Source organism: Nocardia sp. NPDC005998 (assembly GCF_040614395.1).
Taxonomy (GTDB): domain Bacteria; phylum Actinomycetota; class Actinomycetes; order Mycobacteriales; family Mycobacteriaceae; genus Nocardia.
Map to the genome: position 1 here is coordinate 45,000 of NZ_JBEXUI010000024.1, position 25,374 is coordinate 70,373.

A 25,374-nucleotide genomic window follows, 5' to 3' on the forward strand; every position below is an offset into this window, starting at 1 on the left:
ATCGTCTCCTCAGTGCCGGGCCGGAAAGTGGGGATCGAGCAACCTGCGCACCGTTCGGTGGCTCAGCACGTCGGTAAGGGTGAAATCCACGCCGCTGCGGCGGGCCCGGGTCACCAGGCGCGCCGCGGCCAGACTGGTTCCGCCGAGGGCGAAGAAGTCGTCGTCGACGCCGACCTCTTCGAGTTCGAGCAGTTCGGCCATGAGCTCACAGACGAGCTGTTCCGTGGGTGTCTGCGGTGCTGCGGACGAATCCGCCTGCTGCCCAGCACTTTCCGTGGGTTCCGGCAGTGCGGCGTAGTCGAGCTTGCCGTTCGGGGTCAGCGGGAACGCTTCGAGCAGCACGATGGTCGTGGGCACCAGGTGTCCCGGAAGCCGGTCGGCCAGGTACTGCCGCAGCGCGCCTGTGGTCGGGGTGGCGCCGGGTGCCGGTGTGGCGTACGCGATGAGCCCGGTGCCCGCGGATCCGTTATCGCGAGCGACCACCGCGGCTCGATCCACGTCGGTGGCCCGGGTGAGCATGTCGGCGATTTCGCCGGGTTCGACCCGGAATCCGTTGATGGACAGCTGGTCGTCCACCCGGCCCGCGAATTCGAGCAGGTCATCGTCTCGGCGGCGGACGCGGTCGCCGCTGCGGTACATCCGAGTGCCGGGCGGCCCGAGCGGGTCGGCGACGAAGGCGGCGGCCGTGAGCCCGGGGCTGCGCAGGTAGCCGCGCGCGAGTTGGGACCCGGCGATGTACAACTCACCCTCGTCGACGGGGAGGAGTCGCGAGTCGAGCAGGTACAGCCGGGTGCCCGGGGTGGCCAGGCCGATAGGGACGGGCCCGGGTGCGAGTGCATCGCCCGGCCCCACCCGGTGGACACAGCAGCCGACCGTCGCCTCGGTGGGACCGTACTCGTTGACGACGGCGGCCGCCGGATGCTCGCGCCGCCAGTCGGCGAGCATCGCACCGGTGAGCGCCTCGCCGCCCACGATGAGGTCCGAGGTGGGCGCGCAGTGCGGGAAGGCGGAGCGCAGCAGCGGCAGATGTGCGGGAGTCACCTTGAGAAAGGTCGGCGCGTCGTGGGTCTCGCCGGGGTCGTCGAGGGGCGCGATATCGAGCGTTCCGCCTGCGACCAGCGGGCCGAACAGACTCGTCACCGACATGTCGAACGCTGGCGAGGAGTGCACGCGCACCAACCCGGCCAAGCCCGGATACCACGTCACGGCCCAACGCAGATATGTTGCGAGGGCACCGTGTTCGATGACGACGCCCTTGGGTCGGCCGGTGGAACCGGACGTGTGGATGACGTAGGCGGCATCGTGTGGCGCCGGGCCGAGTGGCGCGTCGCCGGGGGAGTCGTCGTGGGTCTGCACGCCCAACGAGACGATGGGAGCGAGTCCGGACATCCACTGTGGCCAGTTCTGTTCGACCAGAACGAGTTTCGGTTCGGCCGCCCGCAGCAGTGCCTCGGTCCGCGGCGGTGGATCGGTCACGGCCAGCGGCAGATAGCCCGCCCCGCTCTTGACGATCGAGAGCAGCGCGATGACGAGATCGACGGAGTTGTCGAGGTACACCGCGACGAGGTCGCCGCGGCGCACGCCGTTGCGGTGCAATGCTCGGGCCTGTCGCGTGGAGACGTCGTCGAGCTGGCGGTAGCTCAGCCGCCCGCGTGCATGCACGACGGCCGTGGCATCGCCGATCCGGTGCACCTGTTCGCGGAACAGCTCTGTGACAGTGGAGGTGCCGGTCGCCATGTCATCTCCTACTTTCCGGCTGCATCGCGTTCAGGACCAGGCGGGCGACCTGGGGTGTGCGCAACAGGTCGCGGCGGCCGATCGCGGTGGGGATGCGTTGCGCGGTGAAGCCTGGTTCCCCGTCGTCTTCCGCAGAGATCACGGCGGTCGCCGACGACCAGTGAGGGTGCGGCGCAATGGATGACGCCGCCCTCAAATACGCTGTGTAGGAGGCGAACACATCGATCAGCTCGGCGCCGACGTCCGGTGCGATACCGACTCGTTCGAAGGCGTCGCTGGCGGCGTCGCGATACAGCGCCAAGAGTCGATCCAGGATACTTGGAATATCACGCGGCCACTCCTCGAGCAGGGTGCTCGCCGTGCCGATGAGGTCGTCGCGTTCGGCGGCCGACAGCGAAGACAGCGAAGTCAGGGTGGTGCGCATATCACGGAACACCGAATCCCTGGTGGGGCGACCGGGATTGAAGACAACGGTGGCGGGTCGGCGGCCTTGCCGACGTGCCACCTCATCGGCTAGGGCGCAGGCGAACACGCTGCCCGCGCAATACCCGAGTATCGCGTCGATCTGCGCGCCGGAGGCGGCAAGCCGATCCCACCACCATGCGGTGTAGGCCGCACCCGACGCGGTATGGGCGACGTTCGCGGGCGGCTGGGCGGTCAGCCAGACCGTCACCGGCTCGGGCAGCAGCGTTGCGAGGTCACGGAACCCCGCCTCACCACGGCTGGTGAGGTCGAAATCAACTGCCACAACAAGGTATTCGTTGGCACCCGGTTCGAGGCCGATGAAACCCGGTGGGACGATGCCACCGTGTCGGTTTGCTTGCGACGAATCTGACCCCACGTGGACGCTCCATTGCAGCGAGGGTTGAGTCCTGCAAGTAAACCCGATGGCGGGGGTCGCCGTAGCCCCTCTTGCCTTCCCGATGGTGGGGATATCGCGAATGTTGCTGGTACGCAGTGGATTCGGTCTATCAAGATCGGGGTGGTGTTTGAATGTCTGTGCGTCCCTGATGATTCCCTGCGGGGTTGACGAGCGCGGCGAGGTTCACCAGCTGGTTGGGCGCGGAGATCAGTCGCCGTGCGTGCCGTAGCCGAGCCCGTTCTACCGCGTTGCTTACGCTTCGGGCGTTGGCGAACCACGGTTGCGTTGCGCGGCGTTGGAGATACCGGTGCAGCGCGTAGTCGCCGTGATCGGCTTCCGGGGTCGCGCCCGACGAGATCGAGAACCCGGAATCGCCTATCGGGGTGCGAAATTCGCAGCGATCTGTTCGAGTGGCGACGCTGCTGGTGCAACTTGCGAGCCGACAATCATTGCCACACAGGCGAGTTGCGGCCTCGGCGCAGCCTGGTTACGAGACCGCAGACAGGGAGATCACCGCACATCGGGCCAGCCGATGCGGGTCATCACGATTACCGGGGCCAGGGCAGGCAACCGGCGGCGCGCAGGCGGGCCGCCAGTCCGGATGAAACGCTGGCATTGGAACTGGAACCAGTGCTGGCGAGGGCAAGTACAAGGTCGACGCCCAGCCCAGCGCCGATGGAACATCCCAGCAGGTTGAGATCGATCGAGATGATCTCGTTGGGCGCACCGGGGGTGGGTTCATCGGCCTGCGCCGGACTTGCCGCGGCCACGGTGGCGGCGGCAAGTGCAACGGCGATGGCACCGACTTTGTTGGAACGCACTTGTTCTTCCTCCTTGTTCGCGCAAGGTGGCGCGGTTCTCGGGCGGGGTGGTGCAGCTGGTGTGTGGCGGGTGCCGATCGCGCGCGACCGACGGACCGCTGCATGAATATTGACCAATCGAGACGGCGAGAAACCCCACCTCTCCCCGGCAGACGCTTTGCTGCGCACCCGGCAATGCGGCCGAGATTGTCGGTACCGTCGCCTAACCTCGCCACGAAACCAGGAAGTGCGGTCTGCGTGCAGATTTGCACTGGAGCCAGGCAGCAATCTCGATCAGGATCTCAGGAAGGAGGCCGGGTGGCCACATTCGTCTTCATCCACGGCGCTGGCGATGTCGGGTGGTACTGGCATCTGGTGGCGGCCGAACTGCATGCACGAGGCCATGCGGCCATCGCTCCGGATCTGCCATGCGACGACGACTCGGCTGGCCTGTCCGAGTACGCGGACATCGTGGTCGGTGCGCTCGGCGACCGGACCGATCTCGTCGTGGTCGCGCAATCGTTCGGCGGCTTCACCGCCCCGCTCGTCTGCGACCGGGTGGCGGTGGAACTGCTCGTCCTGATCGCGCCCATGATCCCCAGGCCGGGCGAGGCGCCCGCCGACTACTGGACCAATACGAGATATGACGAGGAAGAGCGGGTCCGGTACGACGATCCGATCGCCCTTTTCTACCAGGACGTTCCGCCGGAGCTGGCCGCCGAAGCGCTGAACCGATCGCGCACCCAGTCCGAGGCCCGGATGAGTGAACCGTCGCCGTTCGACACCTGGCCCGGTGTCCCCACGCGAGTCCTGATCGGACACGACGACCGCCTGTTCCCCGCTGGCTTCCTGCACCGCATCACCCAAGAACGCCTGGGCATCACCCCCGACGAGATCAACTGCGGGCACACCCCCGCGTTGAGCCGCCCACACGAGCTGGCGGACCGCCTCGAGGCGTACGCCGCCGCATACGGACTGCTCGGCGGCCACTAGCCGACATCGTGGCGTGCCTTTCCCATGCGCTCAGGATCCTGGCGGTGTCCAGGGGAGGGACCTCGATGCGAGATAGTGGGGCCAGACGCGAGAGAGTCACGAATCGTTCCGAAAGCCGTTCCGCAACATGGGTTCCGAAACCTGTTCAGCGGCAGGCGCCCGAGGATGTCGCAGGAGTCGGCGAGACGTCATGTGGCAGCGCAGGTCCGACGCTGTGCGTGTCGTTTGTCAATGGAGGGTGGCGTACGCGATTGCGCGGTCGAGACACCCTATCGGCCCAATGATTCGGACAAACGTGCAAGCTGCTCCGCGAAGCTGGTCTTCTCGGCGACGGCAAGACTTGCGAATGTGTCTTCCTCCATCGCGTCGAGGGCCCGATCGGCGATATCGAGCACGTCGACGCCAGCCGGTGTCACGGCGACGATCTGGCGCCGTCGGTCGGCCGGGTCGCGGTCGCGGTGAATGTAGCCAGCCTTATACAGGCCGTCGAGGTAGGCGATGATGTCGCCCGGATCGAGACCGACTCGGTCGGCCAGCTGCTTCTGATGCGAAGGGCCGATCTCGTTCAACCGGCTCAGGATCGCGTGCTGGTTCGGCAGCAGTCCATGGACGGACAGCACGGCGGTGTATCGCTGGCGGACACGCATCGCCGCCCGCACCAGCAGATACCCCAGTCTGCCGTCGAGCGTGCGGGAGGCGTCCCGGTCGGGTGATTCCATACGCGAATGGTACCTGATAAGACGGCCTTGCCAATGACTGGCATTGCCAATGATTGGTACGCGGTGTTACCTTCTCGGCATGCCGCGAGCACACAGCGCCCGCGGCAGCGAGTGGGGAGAACTCTTATGATCCAAGAACTTTCGTATGTCGGCGTCGCCTCGCCGCATGTCGACAACTGGCGCAGCTACGGCCCCGGCCTTCTGGGAGCGATGGTGAAACCCGATGGACCCGCCGGCGCAGTCCGGCTCGCACTCGACGACATCAACCATCGAATCTCGATCCATCCCGGCACCGCGGACGAATTCCGGTACGCCGGTTGGGGGCTCGCCAACGAAACCGATCTGCGGGCCTATGTCGAGCAGCTGACTGAGCGTGGCGTCGATATCCACTGGGGTGATGCCGACTTGTGTCGGGAACGAGAAGTAGCCGAGCTGGCCTGGTTCTGCGACCCGTGGGGTCTGCGGCATGAGCTGACGTGGGGCAAGGCGGCAACCCCGAACTCGTTTCAGCCCGGACGAGTGATGCGAGGGCGCTTCGTCACCGGCGACCAAGGTCTGGGGCACGTCGTTTTCCAGGTCCCCGATATGAACAAGGCGAACGAGTTCTATGCGGACGTCCTCGGATTCCGGCTGTCGGACCGAATCGTCAACGGCTACTTCAATGTCCGCTTCTACCACATCAACGGGAGGCACCACTCTCTTGCGCTCGCCGAATTCCCTGGACACGTGGGATTCAACCACCTCATGCTCGAATACGAGAACATGGACGACCTCGGCCGTGCGATTGATCTGTTGGAACGGCACGACACCGAAATCATGCAAAGCCTCGGTCGGCACACCAATGACCTCATGACCTCGATCTACATCACGACTCCGTCGAGCTTCCAGATCGAACTCGGGCATGGGGGATTGGTCGTGGACGATCTCAGCTGGGTGGCGCGAACCTACAACAAGCCCAGCTACTGGGGGCACCGCTTCTCTTCGGCAGCGCGGACTCGGGCACCTGGGATTCTGAACCCGATCGAATAGTTTCGGCCGAGCCACAAACATCGCGGGATATTTCCGTGAGAGGAATGCGCGTACCACGCAACGTACTGGGCATTTCCTCAATTGCATCCAGGTAATTCAGGGTGTACCGAACGCTGCGACGGTCGGCACGGACGTCTGCACCGCGGCTGCCAACAAGGGCGCCGATGTCTTTGTGGCCGCCGGAAAGCGTGTCCTGATCAGGATCGAGCCCTGTGGCGCGCCCGGCATGCCGCAAGTCTGGGCGGGTCGATGCCGCAAATATCGCACCTCGGGTTGTTTACTGGGCGGGACGCCCGCTCGTGGCGCCTTGTCGAATGCGCGGGCAGCGCTGTGAATGGGGCTGTCGGCGAAGCTGATCCGGCGATCACGTGATCGATCGTCATGATGTCGCCGATCTGGATGCAGGCCGGAATCGACCGTGAGGAGGGCTAGTGACGAACAACGTGGTTGGCCGGGTTGCTGGCGTGGTCGCCAAATTCGGTGTCGCCGGTGCGGTGGTCGGTGCGTCGGTGCTGGGGCAGCACACCGTGGCTCGCGCCGCGGAAATGACCACGTTCCGGCTGCCGCTGGTGAAGATATCCCAATCAGGGGGTGTGCCAACGCAATTCAGTATCTACTTGACGGCGACCGTCGGCGACGCCCCGGGGGTCACTACCTTCGGTGTCGCCAACCCCGCCCCCTTCGGCGGTGGCACCATTTTCGACTCCCACGCCCGGATCCAGTGGTCGAACCTGACGACCGGAGCGATCGGTGTGGTGGACGTGGCGGATCGGGAAACGGCGCAGCAGCCCTGCGACTGCGCCCCGGCTCCGGTGCCGGTGTTCACCGGAGCAGGACAGATCGTCGCCATCGCGACCGCCGGTGGCTTCGGCATCACTCTGTCCTCGGGGGTGGGTACCTTCACGGCTCGGTGATCACGGCTGTCCACGCCACATGAGGCCGGGTCTGTCACATGAGGTACGCGCGTCCGGCGGCATCATCGGACGGTCTGCACCGCCGTGGATCTCACTGCTCGGATCGCCCGCCCAGCGGCATAAATGTTCGCCACGCTGAGGCGTACCTTTAGCTCGAGCTGTTCGCTCCATGGCATTCACGAGGCGGGTCCAGTCGATGTTCCCAACGTATTCACCGGCTCGACGCGGAATACCGGGCATCGGGGCGCTGCGGCGGCGAAGCTGTCCGGTGAAGCGGAGTCGACCAGCCCGTTTCTGATGAAAGCTTGTGTTCCCCTTGGGTTTTGCGTGGGGAACTCGCGCATAATCGGTTCACGCTGCTGTTCGGGCACCTCGATCAGATTCACGATCCGGGTTTTCCGCCCGCGCGTCAGCATGCCGTGACCGGCGGCTCGGGCATTCTTCACCCAGTCGGCGTTGGGGTACGCCTGGACGAGGTAGTGGGTGCCGTCGATGAGTATCGGCGCGACGGGAGTGGTCCGGGGGTGCCCGCTGGTGCGGCCAGGGAGGGTGAGCAGTTGGATATGGCCGAACGGCAAGCCGACGCGATGCGAGAGCGCGACTATGCGGTTGCGGATCTTGTGCTTGGTGGACAGTGTCGTCACCGGGTCTTCCTTCAGTGCGCTGGGTGGGCATCGATAGCGGGCTTGCGGCCGGCCCTGCCGGGTTGGCGGTTGTGTTCGTCGATAGCGCCGGACCCGATGACTATCGTGATCACCAGGACGAATGCGATGAGGGCGCACCCGGTTCGGGTGAAATGGAATAGTTCCCAGCGCCGGAGGATCTCGGCGTAATCGCTGGGTGGCGTTCCCGCTGCCCAGTGTTTGATCTGCTGATTGATCGGCACGTTCCCGAAACGGGTCACCAGGAACGAGACGAACGTCAGCGCCGAGGCGCTCGCCGCGACCCACCGTGGCCGAGACTTCGATCGCACCGCCAGCAGCAGTGTGCTCAGGACGGCCAGACCCATCAGTGTCTGCATGACCGGGCCGTTGACGCGCATCAACGCGGTATGAAACGTGAACCGAACATCAAGGGGCACTTCACGAAATGCGTATAGCACGTTCACCGCGCCATATCCGAACGCTCCAGCGAGCAGGCCGGGAAACAACAGCGCCGCAGCTCGGACGGATTTCGACAACATCGGAACTCCCATCTCCGCATCGCAACACCGAGTTGCGATATTGTCAGCCTGCCCGACTTTCACCGATATCGCAACTGGGAGTTGCAATGAGTTCTGCCGCGCCCCTCGGCCGTGGACCAAAGGTTCGCGCAGCCGTACTCGCCGCGACCGTCGTTGAACTGAGCGAGCGAGGGTACTCCGCGTTCACCGTCGACAACGTCGCTCAGCGCGCCGGTGTGCACAAGACCACGGTCTACCGGCGATGGCCCGACCGCGACGCCTTGATCGCCGATGCGCTGGCCGACAGTGTCGCCGCGGAAATCCCCATTCCTGATACCGGTTCGGTCGAGGACGATTTGCGTGCGCTGGCGCGCAGCCTCGTCGGGTGGATCAACAGCCCGTCCGGTCGGGCGGTCCTCGCGGTCATGCTGCCCTCCGCCGGGTTGCCGGCGCCGCCCGATGCCACGCGTCATGTCTTCCGTGACCGTATCCGCCGGGCGCTGCCGGTCGTCGCGCGTGCGATCACGCGCGGCGAGATTCCCAGCGGCACAAATGCCGCCGAGATGATCAAAACCCTTGTGGCGCCTATCTACCTACGTGTCCTGATCACAGGCGAGTCAGTGGACGACACTACCGCCGACGCCGCCGCCGCACTGTCGCTGACCGCCGCGCGCGCCGGCCTTTTCAGCTGACACGACGCTGGTGGCTCCGACACGTGTGTATCCGCTAGCGGTACGGGCAGGACTAGCACACGCCGTCCGCACATCGGCATGTGCGGATGGTTGAGATGTCATGTCGCTGAGGTCATTTAGGCGGGCAGGATGTAGTGCAGGTGGTCACCGAGTCGATCCAGAGATGCGATTCTGTCGTCCATGGGGCCATGTGAGATCCACACAATCTGCTCGATTCTGCCGTCGAGTTCCGGCATGACGCCGCAGGGTTCGAATTCATGGACGTCTGACAGAAACACCCCATCGACGGTTTGCTGATGGGATGCTGGAAGCGCGACAAGGTAGTCGACTACTGGTGGCGCGGCCGTGGGAGACGGGATCGGCTTCTGGCTGGCGCGGTGAACAGGACTTCGGGCATCAGTGCAATCGGCCGCTGTGAACCCTGGATATTCGGGCACGTGAAAAGGGGAGAACCATGAAGCTCATAGTCATCGGTGGTACCGGACGGATCGGCTCGCAAGTGGTCCAGAAGTTGACTGCGGCCGGACACGAGGCCGTCCCCGCGGCACCGTCGACCGGTGTCGACCTGATCACGGGGAAGGGCCTGGACCAGGCGCTGCAGGGCGCCGATGTCGTGGTCAACGTGGCGAACTCGCCGACCTTCGACGAGGCGTCGTTGGAGTTCTTCCGAAGCTCCATGACCAACCTGCTCGCCGCAGGAGACAGGGCCGGTGTCGGGCACCAGGTCATCCTGTCGATCGTCGGCGTGGACCAGGTGCCCCAGCTGGACTATTACCGGGCCAAGGCCCTGCAGGAGGATCTGCTCCGGCAGGGGCCGACGCCGTACTCCATCGTGCGCGCCACCCAGTTCTTCGAGTTCATGGACGCGGTCTTGTCCTGGACCTCCGATGGCGATACCGTCCGGCTGCCCGCAACCCCGATCCAGCCGATGGCCGGCGCCGATGTCGTCGACGCGGTCGTCAAGGTCGCCACCGGCGCCCCGCTGCGCGGGATCTGGAACGTCGCAGGCCCGGACGTCTTCCGGCTCGACGAACTCGGCAGGGTGACCCTCGCCGCACACGACGACAGCCGCACCGTCGTCACCGACGACACGGCTGGCATGTTCGCAGCCGTCCCCGGCGATGTGCTCATCGCAGGCCCGGACGCGCACCTGGCACCAACGCACTACCGGGACTGGCTCCAGAAAGCCCACTGAATCAGCGGATACCGGCCCGCTTCAGGCTCGGCCATGCCCGCCCAAGTGCGCGTCCCACTCATCTCACCGGTCGAGCTCGGTTGCGTGGTCGGCACAGCTCATCCCGCCGTCCAGGGCCGCAGCTTCTCCGGGTTCCGGATGGCCCAGATGCGGGTGATGCGGCCGTCGGCGATATCGAAGGCGTAGACGGACACGATGGCGTCGGCGAGTTGCGCCACCAGGCCGGGTTGGCCGTTCACGGTGCGCTCGAGCAGTGTCACCTCGGGGGCTCGGGCGGCGATTTCGACCCAGGCGCGGGCGATCTGCTCGCCGCCGTTGATCGGGTGCAGGAAGGCCGGGGCCAGGCCGCCGCTATCGGAGGTCGCGGTCGCCTGCGGATCGAGCAGGCCGATCAGCGCCTCGATATCTCTTGTCTCCCAGGCCCGTTTGAAGTCCCGGACCACCTCGGCGCGCTGGGTGCCCGATGGACCCGGTGATGTGTGGATGCGGCGGCGGGCGGAGGAGGCCAGCTGACGGCAGGCCGCGGGGGTGCGCCCGACGATGTCGGCGACCTCGGCGAAGGAGTAGCGAAACACGTCGTGCAATACGAAGGCCACCCGCTCGGCCGGTGTCATGGAATCCAGCACGACCAGGAAGGCCATGCTGATCGACTCGTCGAGGGTGACCCGGTCGGCGGGATCGGCGGGCGCCGGGCCACCGAGCCATTCGGCACGGTCCGGCACCGGCTCCGGAATCCATTCGCCCACATAGCGTTCCCGCCTGGTTCGCGCCGAGCCGAGCAGATCGAGGCAGATGCGGCTGGCGACCGTGGTCAACCAGGCGCCTGGCGCGGCCACATCCTGCCGCTGCCGCTCGGATAACGCGTACCAGCGCGCATAGGTCTCCTGCACCACATCCTCGGCTTCGGCCAGCGAGCCGAGCAGGCGGTAGGCGAGATTGATCAGCTGACGGCGTTCACTGATCACCGAGCGCAGCTGTGGATCGGTCATGTGTCGGCTCCTTCGGTCGATGCGGCCCTCACCTAATTGACGAAATAGCCACCCGGACTGTGAGGCGGCCTGACATTCCGACCCGCTGCATCGTCGGAAGGTCGTGACACTTTCAGCAGAGCAGGAGTTCCCGGACATGATCAGAATCGGCATCATTCTCGGCAGTACTCGGCCCAACCGCAACGGCCCACAGGTCGCCCAGTGGGTTCTGGACATGGCATCGGGTCGCGACGACGCCGAGTTCGAACTGATCGACCTGCGCGACCACCCGCTACCGCATCTGGACGAGCCGGTGGCGCCGATGTTCGGCCCCTCCGTGCATGAGCACACCCGAGCCTGGGCCGAGCGAATCGCCCCGTTCGACGGCTTCGTGATAGTGACCCCCGAGTACAACCACTCGGCCCCCGGAGTGCTGAAGAACGCGATCGACCACCTGTTCGCGCAGTGGGCCGACAAGGCGGTCGGATTCGTCTCCTACGGTGCGGGCGGCGGCGTCCGCGCGGTGGAGCAGCTGCGGCTGGTCTGCGGCGCCCTGGGCATGGCCGATGTGAGCCACCAGGTCACGATCTCGGTGCTCACCGATTTCGAGAACTACACCACCTTCACACCGGACGACCGCCACGCCACAGCCCTGAGCATGCTGCTGGACCAGGTCGTCGCATGGAGCCGCGCGCTCGCACCGCTACGGCAGGCCAGTACCGAAACCACTCTCGTCAATTCCTGAGGAGCCAATGATGGCTACGCCAAACGACTTTCGGTCACTCGTCGACCGTATCGAAATCGAAGCACTCTGCGCCGAATTCACCGACGCGGTGATGATGCACGACTTCGAGCGCCTGGCAGCGCTGTTCACCGACGACGCGGTGCTGCGCATCCCCGACGCGGGTATCGAAGTCTCCGGACGCGCCGAATTGGAGACCGCAATGCCGCGAATGCAAGACGCCTGGGACTACTTCGTGCAGCACACCCATCCCGGCGCGGTCGATATCGACGGCGATACCGCCTCCGGCCGCGCCCACATCTGTGAATTCGGTCGGTTGCGAAGCGGCAGTTCACATTTGAACTATGCGATCTACCACGATCGCTACCGGCGAACGGCCGACGGCTGGAAGTTCACCGAGCGGGTCTACGAGATCCGATACCTGGACAGCTCGCCGCTGCCGGGCTCACCGCCGGGAGAGAACGGACTGGGTGTGGACGTATCCGCTGCCCAACTGCACGGGTGATCATGCGCTGCCCACGGGGCTGCCGCAACCACCGGCAACTCCGTGGGCGGCATCCTGTCGCGCATGGCCTCGTCATCGGTGAACGAGGCCGCCCTCGAGCTTCCGGGCCATCCGGCGCCGTCGCCAGCCACCTGTGGTGCCGAGCGAGGCGCGCCGGGTGCGGATGCGCACGGTGCGGCGCGCTACCTGCCGGCCGTGTACGTCACGGGCTCGGATCAAGCGCGGTACGGTCGGTCTCATCGGCCATACCAGGGGTGACGCCAACGAAACCGTGGCCTATTTGCTCGACAATTGCGAAATCTGCCAGGCTGCAGTTTATTCCACGCCGAAGTCGGTCATCGCCTCCCTGACTATCAAGGGCATATCCGTTCACGACCCGGCCGGGCTGGTATCGCCTCGGTGCGCATGAGCGGACGCGCGGTGAACGTGCGGGACGCGAGCGCGTCAAGTCGTCGAGCATGTGGACATGCTGCAGATCGGCTCGGCTGGTGGGTGCCGGGGGTCGCCCCGGCATGGCGTAACTGTTATTTGCTCCGAATTGTTCGACGACGGCACCGGTCTGGGCTCGAGTCGGATGCTCGGCTGCCGGTTATTTGGGCCGATCAGGCTTTCTTTCCATAGTGTCGCTGGAGATTTGCCGAATGTGGTATTTGTATTCAGCCTGGCTTGTCGACTATGCCCGCGAACTATCCGTGGAGGTCAAGGTCGTGACTCGTCCGTTCCATTCTTTCTTCGGTAGTAGACGCAGCGGTTGGACCAAGGTCCTGGGTGCATTCAGCGGTATGGCACTTGCGCTGCTGGCGACGACGGCAACCGCCGAACCGCTGTATCCGGTGCCCGATCCGGATCCGTTCTATGCCGCCCCGGGGGATGTGGCAGCGCACCAACCCGGTGACATCCTCGACGTGCGGGCGATGCCACCGGTGCCCCTCTTCCCCGGCGCCACCGTCACTCTGGTCAAATTCCGCTCGACCGACTCGCACGGTGGGCCGATCGCGGCGACCACCACAGTCATCACCCCCTTCGGCCATCAGCCCGACGCGCCGTTGCTGTCGTACCAGCACTTCATCAATGCACTCGGCACCGACTGCGCGGTATCGCACAAGCTGTACAGCGGCGATTTGAATCTGTCCGTGACGGCGTCGATGTTGAATGCCGTGCTGCAGGAGGGGTGGACTGTCGCGATGCCGGACCATCTGGGCCCGCAGTTCGCACTCGGAGCGGCGCAATTGGGTGCGCACATCGTATTGGACGGCATCCGGGCGGTGAAACGGCTGCCCGAACTCGCGGTACAGCACAGTCCGGTGACGATGGCGGGCTACTCCGGTGGCGGCCTGGCCACCTCGTGGGCGTCAGTGCTGCAGCCGTCGTATGCAAGTGAGCTGCAGATCGCGGGCGCGGCCATCGGCGGCGCACCGATGAACCTGCTGACGATGGCGCGGGCGCTCGGCCTCGACCCGCATCCGGCCTTCGGGCTGGCCATGGCGACGGCAATCGGTCTGGAGCGGGAGTATCCGGACCAAGTGCCGACCAGCTTGTATCTCAACCCGCGCGGCGTCGCGCTCCGTGACGCCATGGCGAACCGCTGCACCAACGAAATCCTCGCCATCGGCGCCAACGGCAGCGCTCGCGATTACGTCACCACCACCTCTATCTTCGACAGGCCCGAGGCCTGGACGGTGGTGGAGCAAAACAGTCTGGAGCTCTACCCAGGGGTGCCGGAAATGCCCATGTTCGAATGGCATTCACCGAGCGACCCGTTGGTTCCGGTCGACTCCATCGAAAACACCGACCGCCGCTGGTGCAATTCCGGGGTGCGGCTGCAGACGATGACGGTGTCCGTGCCCGAGCATTTGTCCGCAGCGGCAGCGGGCGCACCTGAGGTACTGCGGTGGCTCGAGGGCCGGGTTCGCGGCGAACCTGCCCCTGTTGCCTGCTGAGAGCCGACGGGATCGTCGCTCGGCGCAAACGCGGTGTCGGTGGCGTGGACGGCAATCGTCGGTCTTCCACGTCACCGATCGCGCGTTATGCGGCGTGACCGGGCCGACCGCCTATCAGATTCTGACCGGTCTCGATATCGAGGTGTTCACCCCCCGATCTTCGTGACGAGCCGCATCGCGCGCCGCATCGTCAATTCGCCTTCTCGGTGTTGAGGCTTGCGGCAGTGAGGTTCTGGGCAGCGAAACGAGCGATGGTGCATGCCTGGCGAGCCTGCGCTTCCGGGTGCGCGGTGCGCTGCTCCAGTGCGGCGCGGATCCGATCCAACGATGCAGTGGCATCGCTGGCGGCTCGGCGCAGCACTGTGTAGCGGTGGTCGAGTTCGCGGTGGGCGAGGTCGATGTCGTGGTAGCGGCGGCGTAGGTCGGCCATATGGTTGAGCAGGTCGGCTACTTCACGAGTGGTCAGTGTGAGGGTCGGGTGCTCCGCTCCGGAGAGGATCGCCTCGCCCGCGACTTCGGCGCAGCGGGCGTGCAGTACATCGACAATGTCGGCCACACAGATCACCTCCTACACTGCGGCGGAGCGTTCGAGCTGCTCAGGTGCCCGCGCCGATCGGATACGCCCCCGCCGCAGCGCGAGCTCGGAAAACGAAGAAACGTTGCAGGTCAACACATCTGGCGATGCTGGTCGAAAATCGACGTCTTCCACTCCCGTTCGAATGCGCTCATCGATACCCGCGCCGAACTACGACCCGATCACGGGCACGGTACTTGAACCTGGCCGGATCGAGGAATTCCGCCACCGACTCTCATAGGCCCGTATGAGGGATTTCCCACGATACGCGCGGGTAACCGCCGGACGGCCTGTACGTACGAGCAGTATGGGGTGCAGACTACGCGGGACCGGTAGTCGCAACCCCTAGCCCGAGCGGGCCAGAGCTGTGGAATGGAAGGAGCTGGCGAGTGTTCAGCCGCATCGCCATCGTGAACCGCGGAGAGGCCGCCATGCGCCTCATCCATGCCGTCCAAGATCTGGCCGCGGAGACCGGTAGATCGATCGAAACCGTCGCTTTGCATACCGATGTCGACCGGAACGCGACATTCGTGCGCGAGGCCGACATCGCCTACGACCTCGGTCCCGCGTCCGCACGCCCGTATCTGGATCTGAAGGCGCTCGAGCAGGCTCTGGTGACGACCAAGGCCGACGCCGCGTGGGTCGGTTGGGGTTTCGTCGCAGAGGATCCGGCGTTCGCCGAACTCTGCGAGCAGATCGGCGTCACTTTCGTCGGCCCCAGTCCGGAAGCCATGCGCAAGCTCGGCGACAAGATCGGTGCGAAGCTGATCGCGGAGGAAGTCGGCGTGCCGGTCGCGCCGTGGAGCCGCGGTCCGGTCGAAACCGTGGACGCGGCCCTCGCGGCCGCCGCCGAGATCGGCTACCCGTTGATGCTGAAGGCGACCGCCGGTGGTGGCGGCCGGGGTATCCGGGTGATCACGAACGAGGACGAGCTCGTCGACGCCTACGAGCGCACCCGTCAGGAAGCCGCGCGCGCATTCGGCAGTGGCGTGGTCTTCCTGGAACGGCTGGTGACCGGCGCCCGGCATGTCGAGGTCCAGGTGATCGCGGACGGCCAGGGGACCGCGTGGGCGCTCGGCGTCCGCGATTGCTCGGTGCAGCGGCGCAATCAGAAGGTCATCGAGGAGTCTGCGTCGCCGGTGCTGCGCCCCGAACAGGCGGCCGAGCTCAAGGCGTCGGCCGAGCGGTTGGCGATCGCGGTCGGGTATCGCGGCGCCGCGACCGTCGAATTCCTGTACCACCCGGGTGACGATCTGTTCGCGTTCCTCGAGGTCAACACCCGCCTGCAGGTCGAACACCCGATCACCGAGTGCACCACCGGATTCGACCTGGTTCGGGCGCAGCTGCTGGTGGCATCGGGCGGCAAGCTCGAGGGCGAACCTCCGGCTGAGCGCGGACATGCGATCGAGGCCCGGCTCAACGCCGAGGACCCCGACCGCGACTTCGCGCCCGCTCCGGGCCGCATCGCGCGGCTGGACCTGCCCGCCGGGCCCGGCATTCGAGTCGATACCGGCGTCAGCGAGGGCGACACGATTCCCGCCGACTTCGACTCGATGATCGCCAAGATCATCGCCTACGGCAGAGACCGCGACGAAGCGCTGGGCCGGCTGCGCCGGGCAGTGGCGAAGACCCGGGTCGTCATCGAGGGCGGCGCGACGAACAAGAGCTTCGTGCTCGATCTGCTGAACCAGCCCGAGGTGATCGATGCCAGCGCGGATACCGGCTGGATCGACCGTGTTCGCGCCGAGGGCCGCCTCGTATCGCATCGGCACTCCGCGATCGCGGTGGCCGTCGCCGCCATCGACGCCTATGAAGAGGAAGAGCGCGCCGAGCGGGACCGGCTGCTGTCCACGGCGGCGGGTGGACGTCCCCAGGTGCAGCATCAGAGCGGTCGGCCGCACGACCTCAAGCTGCGCGGCGTCGGTTACCGCGTGCGCGTCGCACGTATCGGTGCCTATCGGTTCCGAGTCGGCATCGAGGCGGGCGGCGATACGGCCGCCGCTGATGTGGACCTCGAGCGCTTCGACCGCCACACCGGGCAGATCGTGGTCAACGGCACCCGCTACCGCGTGATCACCGGTACGCACGGGCCGATTCATCTGGTCGATGTCGATGGTGTGACGCATCGGATCAGCCGTGACGAGGGTGGTGTCGTCCGCTCGCCCGCTCCTGCGCTGGTCGTTGCCACGCCACTGGAGGTCGGCGCCGAGGTCGAGGCGGGCGCGCCGGTCCTGGTACTGGAGAGCATGAAGATGGAAACGGTGCTGCGCGCGCCGTTCCGGGCTCGGTTGAAGGAATGCGCTGTTTCCGTCGGCACCCAGGTGGAGACCGGTGCGCCGCTGCTGCGGCTGGAGCCGCTCGCCGATGACGACGAGGCCGAGGACGCGGCGGCGGTCGAGTCGGTCGAGCTGGACCTGCCCGGCGAGTCCGCATCGGACCGACCACATGACGGAACGGCACGCAGCCTGCAGGATCTGCGCAGCTTGTTGCTGGGTTTCGACGTCGACCCGCATGACGATCGCCGAGTACTCGACCGCTACCTCGCCGTGCGCCGGGCAGCCCTCGCGGACAACCGTCGGCCCCTCGCCGAGGAAATCGAACTCGTGCAGGTGTTCGCCGATCTCTCCGAACTGAGCCACAACCGGTCGGGAGACGAGGACGGTGGCCACGGACATGTCCACAGCGCCCGCGAGTACTTCCACACCTATCTGCAGAGCCTCGACGTCGAACGGGCCGGGCTGCCGGAGTCGTACCAGGCCACGCTCGCCAAGGCGCTCGGGCACTACGGTGTCACCGATCTGGAACGTTCCCCTGAGCTCGAAGCCGCGGTCTTCCGGATCTTCCTCGCCCAGCAACGTCCATCCGACACCGTCACGGTCATCACCACATTGCTGCGCGAATGGCTGCGCGAGCCGGTGCCGGACCGGGCGCTGCATGAACCGGTCGGTCTGGCGCTGGAGCGGCTGGTGGCCGCGACGCAGGTGCGCTTCCCGGTGATCGCCGACCTCACCCGCGGTTTGGTGTATGCCTGGTTCGGCCAGCCGCTGCTGCGGCGCAACCGCGCCCGCGTTTACACCAATGTCCGCAAGCAGTTGAGCCACCTCGACGCGCACCCGGAAACGTCCGATCGCGCCGAGCGCATTTCCGAGATGGTGCGCAGCACCGAGCCGCTGGTGCGGCTGCTCGGTCAGCGGCTGGTGCGCGGCCGTGCGGACAACACCGCCATGCTCGAGGTGCTGACCCGGCGGTACTACGGAAACAAGGGTCTGGCCAGCGTGCACACGCGCGAGGCCAGCGGGTGCACCTTCGTGATCGCCGAGCGCCGGGGCCTGAGCCTGGTGTCGGCGGCGGTGAGTTTCGACGCGCTCGACACCGTGCTGCGCGGTCTGACCGAACTGGCGAACGGTGTCGCGTCCATCGAGGTCGACATCTACCTGAGCTGGGAGAAGCAGCCAGAGGACTTCGACGCGATGGCGGCGGCGCTGCAGGAAGTGCTCGGTGCGCGGCCATTGCCGAACCAGATACACCGGATCACCGCGACCGTTGCGGGCAGCGGCGGTGCGGTGATGCACCATCACTTCACCTTCCGCCCGTCCGCGACGGGCATGGTCGAGGAGCGGTTGATCCGCGGCCTGCATCCCTACATCGCGGAGCGGATGCAGATGAAGCGGCTGCGCAAGTTCGACCTCACCCGGCTGCCGTCCTCGGACGAGGAGATCTACCTCTTCCGCTGCATCGCGAAAGAAAACCCGTCCGATGAGCGCCTCGTCGCGTTCGCGCAGGTGCGTGACCTGGCCGCGCTGCGCGAGCAGGACGGCCGACTGCTGGCACTGCCGACGGCCGAGAGCACCATCGCCACCTGCCTCGACTCGATCCGGCGGGCACAGTCGCAGCGGCCGTCGGCCAAGCGCTTCCACACCAACCGCATCGTGATGTACATCTGGCCGCCGGTCGACATCACCCGCGCCGAGTTGGAGACGATCGTCGATCGCGTGCGGCCGACGACCGCGGGCGCCGGGCTGGAGGAGATCCTGCTCATCGCACGGCACCGGGCCCCGAGGTCCGGCGAGCTGATCAAGGTCGCCGTGCGCATAACCTTCGACACCACCGGCGGCACCGAGGTGACCATCGGCGAGCGGACCGACGAGGTGGTCGAGCCACTCGACGAGTACCGGCAGAAGGTGCTGCGGGCGAGCAGCCGCAACACCGTCTACCCCTACGAGTTGACCGGTTTGCTCGGTGAGTTCGCCGAGTACGACCTCGATACCGACCACACGCTGGTGCCGGTCGACCGGCCCAAGGGACGCAACAAGGCCGCGATGGTTGCGGGCGTGGTCACCACGCCGACCGAGCAGTATCCGGACGGCATCACCAGGGTGGTGCTGCTCGGTGATCCGACGAAATCTCTCGGCGCGCTCTCGGAACCGGAGTGCCGTCGCGTGATCGCCGCGATGGACTTGGCCGAACGGATGCAGGTGCCGCTGGAGTGGTACGCGCTGTCCTCCGGTGCCCGGATCTCGATGCAGTCGGGCACCGAGAACATGGACTGGGTGGCGGCGGCGCTCAAGCGGATCGTCGAATTCACCCAGGACGGCGGCGAGATCAATATCGTGGTCTCGGGCATCAATGTCGGTGCGCAGCCGTACTGGAACGCCGAGGCGACGATGCTCATGCACACCAAGGGCATCCTGGTGATGACGCCGGACTCGGCGATGGTGCTCACCGGCAAGCAGGCGCTGGACTTCTCCGGTGGTGTGTCGGCCGAGGACAACTTCGGCATCGGCGGCTACGACCGGGTGATGGGTCCGAACGGGCAGGCGCAGTACTGGGCGCCGAACCTGCTTGCCGCGCGCGATGTGCTGATGTCGCACTACGACCACACCTACGTGGCACCCGGCGAGCAGTCGCCGCGGCGGTCTCGGACCAGTGACCCGATCGATCGTGACGTCTCCGACTTCCCGCATGTCGTGGCGGGCAGCGACTTCACCACGGTCGGTGAGATCTTCTCCGCCACCGCCAACCCGGACCGCAAGAAGCCGTTCGACATTCGGACTGTCATGCGGGCGGTATCCGATCAGGACCACCCGGTACTGGAACGCTGGGCCGGGATGGCCGACGCCGAGACGGCCGTGGTGCAGGATGTGCGGCTCGGCGGTATCCCGGTGTGCCTGTTGGGCATCGAGTCCAGGGGCGTGCCGCGGCGCGGCTTCCCGTCCACCGATGGCCCGGACACCTATACGGCAGGCACGCTGTTCCCGCGGTCGTCGAAGAAGGCCGCGCGGGCGATCAGCGCGGCCAGCGGCAATCGGCCGCTCGTGGTGCTGGCGAACCTGTCGGGCTTCGACGGCTCGCCGGAATCGATGCGGAAGCTGCAGCTCGAGTACGGCGCCGAGATCGGCCGTGCGATCGTGAACTTCCAAGGGCCCATTGTGTTCTGCGTGATCTCGCGCTATCACGGTGGCGCGTTCGTGGTCTTCTCGAAGCTGCTCAACCCGAATATGACCGTGCTCGCGCTGGAAGGCTCATTCGCCTCGGTGCTCGGCGGCGCCCCCGCCGCCGCGGTGGTCTTCTCCGGCGAGGTCGATGCCCGTACCGCAGCCGATCAGCGAGTGCGGGACCTCGAGGCACGCACCGCGAACGCGGTCGGCGCCGACCGCGCGGCACTGACGGCGGAACGCGACGAGGTCCGGACGTCGGTCCGCACGGAGAAACTCGGTGAGGTCGCAGCAGAATTCGACCGCGTGCACAATATCCAGCGCGCTGTCGAGGTCGGTTCGGTGGATGCCATCATCCGTGCCGCCGAACTGCGCCCGCGCATCATCGAAGCCATCGAGGCTGGTCTGCCTGGCTGATCGGTCCGGACCATTTGATTGCTGATGCGGTAGGTCCGAGCAGGACTCGGGGCTCTCGATATCGGGCCCCGAGTCGGTGAAACGGCTGCCCGTGGAGGTGGAGGCGGCGTTGTACTCAACGCCGCCTCCCGCCGATTGCGGCCGCTGCAGATTTGATGCGGTACTGCGTGATCGGACCCTGGCACACCGCGGCAGGGCAGGGATTCGGATGGGTGTCCCGACGGGAGTCGGGTCCACATCGGTATGTCGTGGGGAGTGCGTGTTGGTCGTTGCTGTGGTTGTCGCGGTTGTCGTGGGAGTTATCGTTCTCGCGGTGTCAGGTGTTGGGCTGCACTGGTATGTATGGCGGCGGCTCGTGCGTGATACGACTGTCGAAGGCTCCGTGTCCCGGCATATCGGCACCGCCATCGTGGTGGTTGCGCCGGTGCTGCTGATCGGGACCGTGGTCGCCGAACGCCTTCGGGCACCGTTTCGGCTCGTTCGGATCATCGCCTGGCCGGGCTATCTGTGGGGTGCTGTCTTCGTGTACCTGCTGATGGCGCTGTGCGTGGGGGAGGTGGTCCGATTTGTATTGCTGAGATGGGCTGGTGGCGGTGACGCGGCGGCGGATACCGTCGCGACGACTTCGGTAGCGGACACGGCCGTCCCCGGTGGGGTGATCCCGGGGCCGGGTGCCCAGACGCAGCCGGAGTCATCGTCGGGGGTGGCCACCGCCGCGGTCACTCGAATTCCGCGCCGACTCTTCGTATCTCGTGTCGTGGGTGGTACGGCAGCGGCTGCCGCGGTGACCACCGTCGGATACGGAACCTACGGTGTACTGCGTGGTCCCAGTGTGCAGCGCGTTGTCGTTCCGCTGGCGAAACTGCCTCGCCGTGCACACGGGTTCCGGATAGCCGTGGTCAGCGACATCCATCTCGGTCCGATCCTCGGGCGTGGGTTCGCCGAACGCGTGGTCGCCACGATCAATGACACGCAGCCCGACCTCATCGCCGTTGTCGGCGATCTGGTGGACGGCACTGTCGAGGATCTCCGTCCCGCCGTCGCACCGCTGGCCGGGTTGCGGGCCCGCCACGGTGCGTATTTCGTGACCGGCAACCACGAGTACTTCTCCGGTGCGGAGGAATGGATCGAACATGTCCAGGAATTGGGGCTGCACTTGCTCGCCAATACCCGAACGGAGCTGCCCGGATTCGACCTCGCGGGCGTCAACGACGTGCAGGGCGCGTCGACCGGACAGGGACCCGACTTCGGTCGGGCGCTGGGGGATCGGGATCGGTCGCGTACGGCGGTGCTCCTGGCGCACCAGCCCGTGCTGATCGATGACGCGGTTGCCCACGGCGTCGACCTGCAACTGTCGGGGCACACCCATGGCGGTCAGATGTGGCCGGGCAATTTCCTTGCGGGCCTGGCCAATCCGACCGTTGCCGGGCTGGAGCGCTACGGCGACACGCAACTGTATGTGACGCGAGGCGCCGGGGCATGGGGCCCGCCGGTCCGGGTGGGGGCGCCATCCGATATCACCGTGGTCGAACTCGCTGCGCTGCAGGCGTGAGGCCGCGCTGGCCGGGCGCCCGCACCGCGGCTGTCCTCGGTCAGCGATAGATAGCCGGGAGCAGTGCGGTCATCACTCGTCCGGTATTCGGGCCGAAGCAAAGTAGGACGCTGTCGGACATATCGATGATCCGATCGGCGCGCCCGGCTGGAGTTTGTCCGATGCCGGGCAGCGCGAGCAGGCTGGCCGGGCCGCCCACCGAGGCGAGGCCATCGGTCATGACCAGGAGGATATCGGGGCGGGCCGCGATCAGCGCCTCGCTGGTGATGGTGACGAAGGGCTCGGTCAGCCCGGCCGCTGTTCCCGCGTCCTGCGCACCCAACCCGGTGATCAGTGCGTCCGCGCCCGAGCCCGGTCCGGCCAGCATGGTGAGCGCGGTGCCGCGCAGATACACGAATGCGATGCGCGGCTTGGGCTTTCCAGCCGGGACGGCCGCGGTCGCGGCGGCAATCTCCGCGGTCGTGCGCTGGGCGAGCGCGACACCCTGGTCGTGGACGCCGAGAGCGTCCGCGACGGCCTGGATCTGCGGACCGGTCCCCGTCAGCGTGCGCGCCGGATCGAAGACGACGATCGGGACGCCAGCGGCGTGCAACTGCTCGAAGACCGCAGGTGTCCCGGTGGTGGTATCGGTCAGCAAGACGGTGGGGTGCAAGGCCAGAACGGCCTCGACGCTCATGGCCTCACCGCCGGGGGTGACATCGGTGCGGTCGATGATCGCCGGGAGCTTCGCGGCGGTACTGCGGCCGACGAGATGTGGGCCGAGGCCGAGTGCGTATACCGTCTGCGCCAGGGTGCCGAAACGGTCTACCGCAATGATGCGACTGGTGTCGGAGACCGTCACGTCGGTGCCGACGAAACCGCGGACGGTGACGGGCAGGCTCGGCCGCGGGTCGGATGCGATCGGTTGCGGATCGGGATCCGTCAGGGTTGCTGTGATTTCGCCCTTGGTTGCGACATCGGTCTGCCCTTGCGACGAACATGCGCTGAGTTCGAGTGCGAAGGTGAGTCCGAATGTCAGTATTCCGAGTCCGGCGCGGCTGAACATGATTGTCAGAGTATCCGCGGGCAGCACGCCGTTCGCTACTCAATTTTCGTGGATGTCACAACGGAAGTTGTTTTCCTGCAATGGTTTTCCGGTGTTCATGAGTAGTTTACTGGCAGACCGCGGCTTTGCCGTGAGGTCATGACGTGTGTTGGCTGGTAGAAGTGGGTGCGATTCCAGAAGTGCACTCGATACGGCGGAGGTTAAAGCATGTTGAACCGCAAGAAAATAGGTCAATCGACCAGAAACTTTGCAGTGCGTTTCGATCAGGTCCGCCCGGGTGAACCGGACCGTGGACCGGTCGATGACCGTGCGATCCTTGGGTACAGTGCGGTTCACCTGAGGATATCCATCGAGGGATAGCCCGGGGCACCATGGGTGGGTATCAAAGGGGAAAACCGACATGGCAACCGTGGCACGAATGCGGTGCTGGCACTGGGTGATTCGACGCGGCAATAATAGCCGATCGATTGCTGGATATCCAGGCGTCCGGGAGATCGGTGTATGACGCAGGATCCGCCGGATGTGGTGCCCGTCCGCCTGGCGGCCCGGCACATACCCGACGGCCATCGCCGCGGGCTGGTGGTCGGAGAACTCGAGGGTTGCCAGGGAATCGGGGCGGCAATTACACGCGTCGCGTGGTGGATACAACTATCGATCGATGAGGCGTGATGACCGCGATGATATCGGTGCTGGTGATCGACGATCACAACATGCTGCGCGGCGCGCTGTGCGAAATCCTGGATCGTGAGAGCGATATCACGGTGGTGGGCCAGGCTGCCGATGGCCGTTCGGGCATCGAGCAGGCGGAGCAGCTATATCCGAATGTCGTGATCCTGGATGTCGAGATCCCCGGGGAAGACGTCGTGACGACACTGCTCAGGCTGCGGGAGGTGAGTCCCGACACGCGGGTGTTGATCGTCAGCGTGCACCAGGATATGGGGTTGATCCGCGAACTGGTCGAGTGCGGCATCGCTGGCTATCTGCACAAGAGCGCGAGGCGGGAGACGCTGCTGTCGGCGATCCGCACCGCGGACAGCGATGGCGAGGTGATCGTCTACGTGTCCTGGCAGGAGGATCGCCGATCCGCGGACGGCAACCGGGACGCCTCGCCGGATCAGGCGCTCACCGCGCGCGAGTTGGAGGTCGTCGAACGGGTCGCGAGCGCCATGAGCAATCGGCAGATCGCGAATGCCCTCGGCATCACCGAGGGCACCGTAAAGCGGCACCTGCGCAACATCTTCCAGAAGCTCGGCGCCGTATCGAGACTGGATATGGTCAACCGGGCGACGGCGGCCAAGCTCATTGTCCCGTATCCGCCGGAGTGATCAACCGCCAGCCGCGCCGAGATCGGCGGCCATCTGTCATGAGTAGCGGTCGCCTGCTGCGGGTCGCGATAGCGCGGCGTGAGTATGCAATAGATGCGGGATCGTGGCGCTTCTGGTGTCCGGTCTGTTAACTCGCGCTGAACTATCCGGCGCACCGGTTGATCAGGTAGGTGAGTGATCACTAAACTTCGGGATATGAGTTCACCGGCTCGAGTACGAATGTCGGCGAGCGCACGACGCGAACAGGTATTGGCTGCGGCCATAGCCGAATTCGCAGCCGGTGGCTACACGGCGACGACAACGGAGTCGATCGCCCGGCATTCCGGAATTTCGCAGGCCTATCTCTTCCGTTTGTTCCAGACCAAGAAGGAGATTTTTCTCGCCGCGGCGAATCGAGCATTCGATGCCGTCGAGAAGGCCTTCCGTGAGGCCGCCTCGAAAAGCGTGCAAGACGACCGCCTGGACGCGATGGCGGACGCCTATATAGAGCTGCTGGGTGATCGTCAGCAGCTGACCTTCCAACTGCAGGTGTATGCGGCATCGGCTCTCGACGACGAGATCCGCGCCCTCGCCCGCGAACGGTTTCACCGCCTGTACCAGGTGGTGCAGGACCTGTCCGGCAGCGATGCCGGGGGTGCGTTCGATTTCATGGCGCAGGGCATGCTGCTGAATGTCACGAGTGTGCTGGAACTGGAACTACTGGACCCGGACAGTGAAGAATAACGCCAGATTCCGAGTGGTTCATCGCTCGATCGAATTGCGCTCTGA

22 protein-coding genes are annotated in these 25,374 nt (G+C 65.9%); 12 read left to right on the forward strand and 10 right to left on the reverse strand.

Annotated elements, in window-relative coordinates:
• Window positions 1–9: 9 nt before the first annotated feature.
• The 4 genes from ABZ293_RS27405 to ABZ293_RS27420 form a co-directional block, all read right to left on the reverse strand.
• Window positions 10–1,737 (reverse strand): non-ribosomal peptide synthetase, encoded by a 1,728-nt coding sequence (locus tag ABZ293_RS27405; RefSeq protein WP_355185218.1) that lies wholly within the window; start codon window positions 1,735–1,737, stop codon window positions 10–12.
• A 1-nt stretch (window position 1,738) separates the two neighbouring features.
• Window positions 1,739–2,485, reverse strand: coding sequence for a hypothetical protein (locus ABZ293_RS27410; RefSeq protein WP_355185220.1), 747 nt, complete (start codon window positions 2,483–2,485; stop codon window positions 1,739–1,741).
• A gap of 223 nt (window positions 2,486–2,708) precedes the next feature.
• Window positions 2,709–3,059, reverse strand: a complete 351-nt coding sequence (locus ABZ293_RS27415) for a hypothetical protein (protein ID WP_355185328.1) — start codon at window positions 3,057–3,059, stop codon at window positions 2,709–2,711.
• 88 nt (window positions 3,060–3,147) lie between these two features.
• Window positions 3,148–3,420 carry a hypothetical protein gene (locus ABZ293_RS27420; protein ID WP_355185222.1) on the reverse strand — a complete coding sequence of 91 codons (273 nt, stop codon included), beginning with the start codon at window positions 3,418–3,420 and terminating at the stop codon, window positions 3,148–3,150.
• 297 nt (window positions 3,421–3,717) lie between these two features.
• Here ABZ293_RS27420 and ABZ293_RS27425 point away from each other — a divergent pair, with 297 nt between their 5' ends.
• Complete coding sequence (locus tag ABZ293_RS27425) at window positions 3,718–4,392, forward strand: alpha/beta hydrolase (RefSeq protein ID WP_355185224.1); 675 nt, start codon at window positions 3,718–3,720, stop codon at window positions 4,390–4,392.
• Window positions 4,393–4,661: 269 nt separating this feature from the next.
• Here ABZ293_RS27425 and ABZ293_RS27430 read toward each other — a convergent pair whose 3' ends face one another.
• Window positions 4,662–5,111, reverse strand: coding sequence for a MarR family transcriptional regulator (locus tag ABZ293_RS27430; RefSeq protein ID WP_355185226.1), 450 nt, complete (start codon window positions 5,109–5,111; stop codon window positions 4,662–4,664).
• 126 nt (window positions 5,112–5,237) lie between these two features.
• On the opposite strand from ABZ293_RS27430, the gene ABZ293_RS27435 reads away from it, so the two are divergent.
• Both ABZ293_RS27435 and ABZ293_RS27440 read left to right on the forward strand, forming a co-directional pair.
• Window positions 5,238–6,140 (forward strand): VOC family protein, encoded by a 903-nt coding sequence (locus ABZ293_RS27435; RefSeq protein ID WP_355185228.1) that lies wholly within the window; start codon window positions 5,238–5,240, stop codon window positions 6,138–6,140.
• A 431-nt stretch (window positions 6,141–6,571) separates the two neighbouring features.
• Window positions 6,572–7,054 (forward strand): hypothetical protein, encoded by a 483-nt coding sequence (locus tag ABZ293_RS27440; RefSeq protein ID WP_355185230.1) that lies wholly within the window; start codon window positions 6,572–6,574, stop codon window positions 7,052–7,054.
• A gap of 176 nt (window positions 7,055–7,230) precedes the next feature.
• On the opposite strand, the gene ABZ293_RS27445 is transcribed toward ABZ293_RS27440, so the two are convergent.
• Both ABZ293_RS27445 and ABZ293_RS27450 read right to left on the reverse strand, forming a co-directional pair.
• On the reverse strand, window positions 7,231–7,698 hold the full coding sequence (locus tag ABZ293_RS27445) for a deazaflavin-dependent nitroreductase (RefSeq protein WP_355185232.1): 468 nt from the start codon (window positions 7,696–7,698) through the stop codon (window positions 7,231–7,233).
• 11 nt (window positions 7,699–7,709) lie between these two features.
• On the reverse strand, window positions 7,710–8,237 hold the full coding sequence (locus tag ABZ293_RS27450) for a DUF1772 domain-containing protein (protein ID WP_355185234.1): 528 nt from the start codon (window positions 8,235–8,237) through the stop codon (window positions 7,710–7,712).
• An 86-nt stretch (window positions 8,238–8,323) separates the two neighbouring features.
• Here ABZ293_RS27450 and ABZ293_RS27455 point away from each other — a divergent pair, with 86 nt between their 5' ends.
• A complete protein-coding gene (locus ABZ293_RS27455; protein ID WP_355185236.1) occupies window positions 8,324–8,908 on the forward strand; it encodes a TetR/AcrR family transcriptional regulator in 585 nt (194 codons plus the stop codon).
• A 454-nt stretch (window positions 8,909–9,362) separates the two neighbouring features.
• Window positions 9,363–10,103 (forward strand): NAD(P)H-binding protein, encoded by a 741-nt coding sequence (locus tag ABZ293_RS27460; protein WP_355185238.1) that lies wholly within the window; start codon window positions 9,363–9,365, stop codon window positions 10,101–10,103.
• A gap of 98 nt (window positions 10,104–10,201) precedes the next feature.
• On the opposite strand, the gene sigJ is transcribed toward ABZ293_RS27460, so the two are convergent.
• Window positions 10,202–11,092 carry an RNA polymerase sigma factor SigJ gene (sigJ, locus tag ABZ293_RS27465; RefSeq protein ID WP_355185240.1) on the reverse strand — a complete coding sequence of 297 codons (891 nt, stop codon included), beginning with the start codon at window positions 11,090–11,092 and terminating at the stop codon, window positions 10,202–10,204.
• Window positions 11,093–11,228: 136 nt separating this feature from the next.
• Here sigJ and ABZ293_RS27470 point away from each other — a divergent pair, with 136 nt between their 5' ends.
• The 3 genes from ABZ293_RS27470 (at window position 11,229) to ABZ293_RS27480 (ending at window position 14,258) form a co-directional block, all read left to right on the forward strand.
• Complete coding sequence (locus tag ABZ293_RS27470) at window positions 11,229–11,816, forward strand: NAD(P)H-dependent oxidoreductase (RefSeq protein ID WP_355185330.1); 588 nt, start codon at window positions 11,229–11,231, stop codon at window positions 11,814–11,816.
• A gap of 10 nt (window positions 11,817–11,826) precedes the next feature.
• A complete protein-coding gene (locus tag ABZ293_RS27475; RefSeq protein WP_355185242.1) occupies window positions 11,827–12,318 on the forward strand; it encodes a nuclear transport factor 2 family protein in 492 nt (163 codons plus the stop codon).
• 782 nt (window positions 12,319–13,100) lie between these two features.
• Window positions 13,101–14,258, forward strand: coding sequence for a lipase family protein (locus tag ABZ293_RS27480; RefSeq protein WP_355185244.1), 1,158 nt, complete (start codon window positions 13,101–13,103; stop codon window positions 14,256–14,258).
• Window positions 14,259–14,448: 190 nt separating this feature from the next.
• On the opposite strand, the gene ABZ293_RS27485 is transcribed toward ABZ293_RS27480, so the two are convergent.
• Window positions 14,449–14,814, reverse strand: a complete 366-nt coding sequence (locus ABZ293_RS27485; RefSeq protein WP_355185246.1) for a hypothetical protein — start codon at window positions 14,812–14,814, stop codon at window positions 14,449–14,451.
• A 407-nt stretch (window positions 14,815–15,221) separates the two neighbouring features.
• Between ABZ293_RS27485 and ABZ293_RS27490 the strand changes: the two genes are divergently transcribed.
• Together ABZ293_RS27490 and ABZ293_RS27495 are read left to right on the forward strand one after the other, a co-directional pair.
• Window positions 15,222–20,684 (forward strand): carboxyl transferase domain-containing protein, encoded by a 5,463-nt coding sequence (locus tag ABZ293_RS27490; RefSeq protein WP_355185248.1) that lies wholly within the window; start codon window positions 15,222–15,224, stop codon window positions 20,682–20,684.
• Between the two features lie 313 nt (window positions 20,685–20,997).
• The gene (locus tag ABZ293_RS27495) at window positions 20,998–22,236 is read left to right on the forward strand and encodes a metallophosphoesterase (RefSeq protein ID WP_355185250.1); all 1,239 of its coding nucleotides are present in this window, start codon (window positions 20,998–21,000) and stop codon (window positions 22,234–22,236) included.
• Between the two features lie 40 nt (window positions 22,237–22,276).
• On the opposite strand, the gene ABZ293_RS27500 is transcribed toward ABZ293_RS27495, so the two are convergent.
• Complete coding sequence (locus tag ABZ293_RS27500; RefSeq protein ID WP_355185252.1) at window positions 22,277–23,281, reverse strand: ABC transporter substrate-binding protein; 1,005 nt, start codon at window positions 23,279–23,281, stop codon at window positions 22,277–22,279.
• Between the two features lie 668 nt (window positions 23,282–23,949).
• Between ABZ293_RS27500 and ABZ293_RS27505 the strand changes: the two genes are divergently transcribed.
• Together ABZ293_RS27505 and ABZ293_RS27510 are read left to right on the forward strand one after the other, a co-directional pair.
• Window positions 23,950–24,606 (forward strand): response regulator transcription factor, encoded by a 657-nt coding sequence (locus ABZ293_RS27505; protein ID WP_355185254.1) that lies wholly within the window; start codon window positions 23,950–23,952, stop codon window positions 24,604–24,606.
• Between the two features lie 195 nt (window positions 24,607–24,801).
• The gene (locus tag ABZ293_RS27510) at window positions 24,802–25,329 is read left to right on the forward strand and encodes a TetR/AcrR family transcriptional regulator (protein ID WP_355185256.1); all 528 of its coding nucleotides are present in this window, start codon (window positions 24,802–24,804) and stop codon (window positions 25,327–25,329) included.
• The last annotated feature ends 45 nt before the right edge of the window (window positions 25,330–25,374 follow it).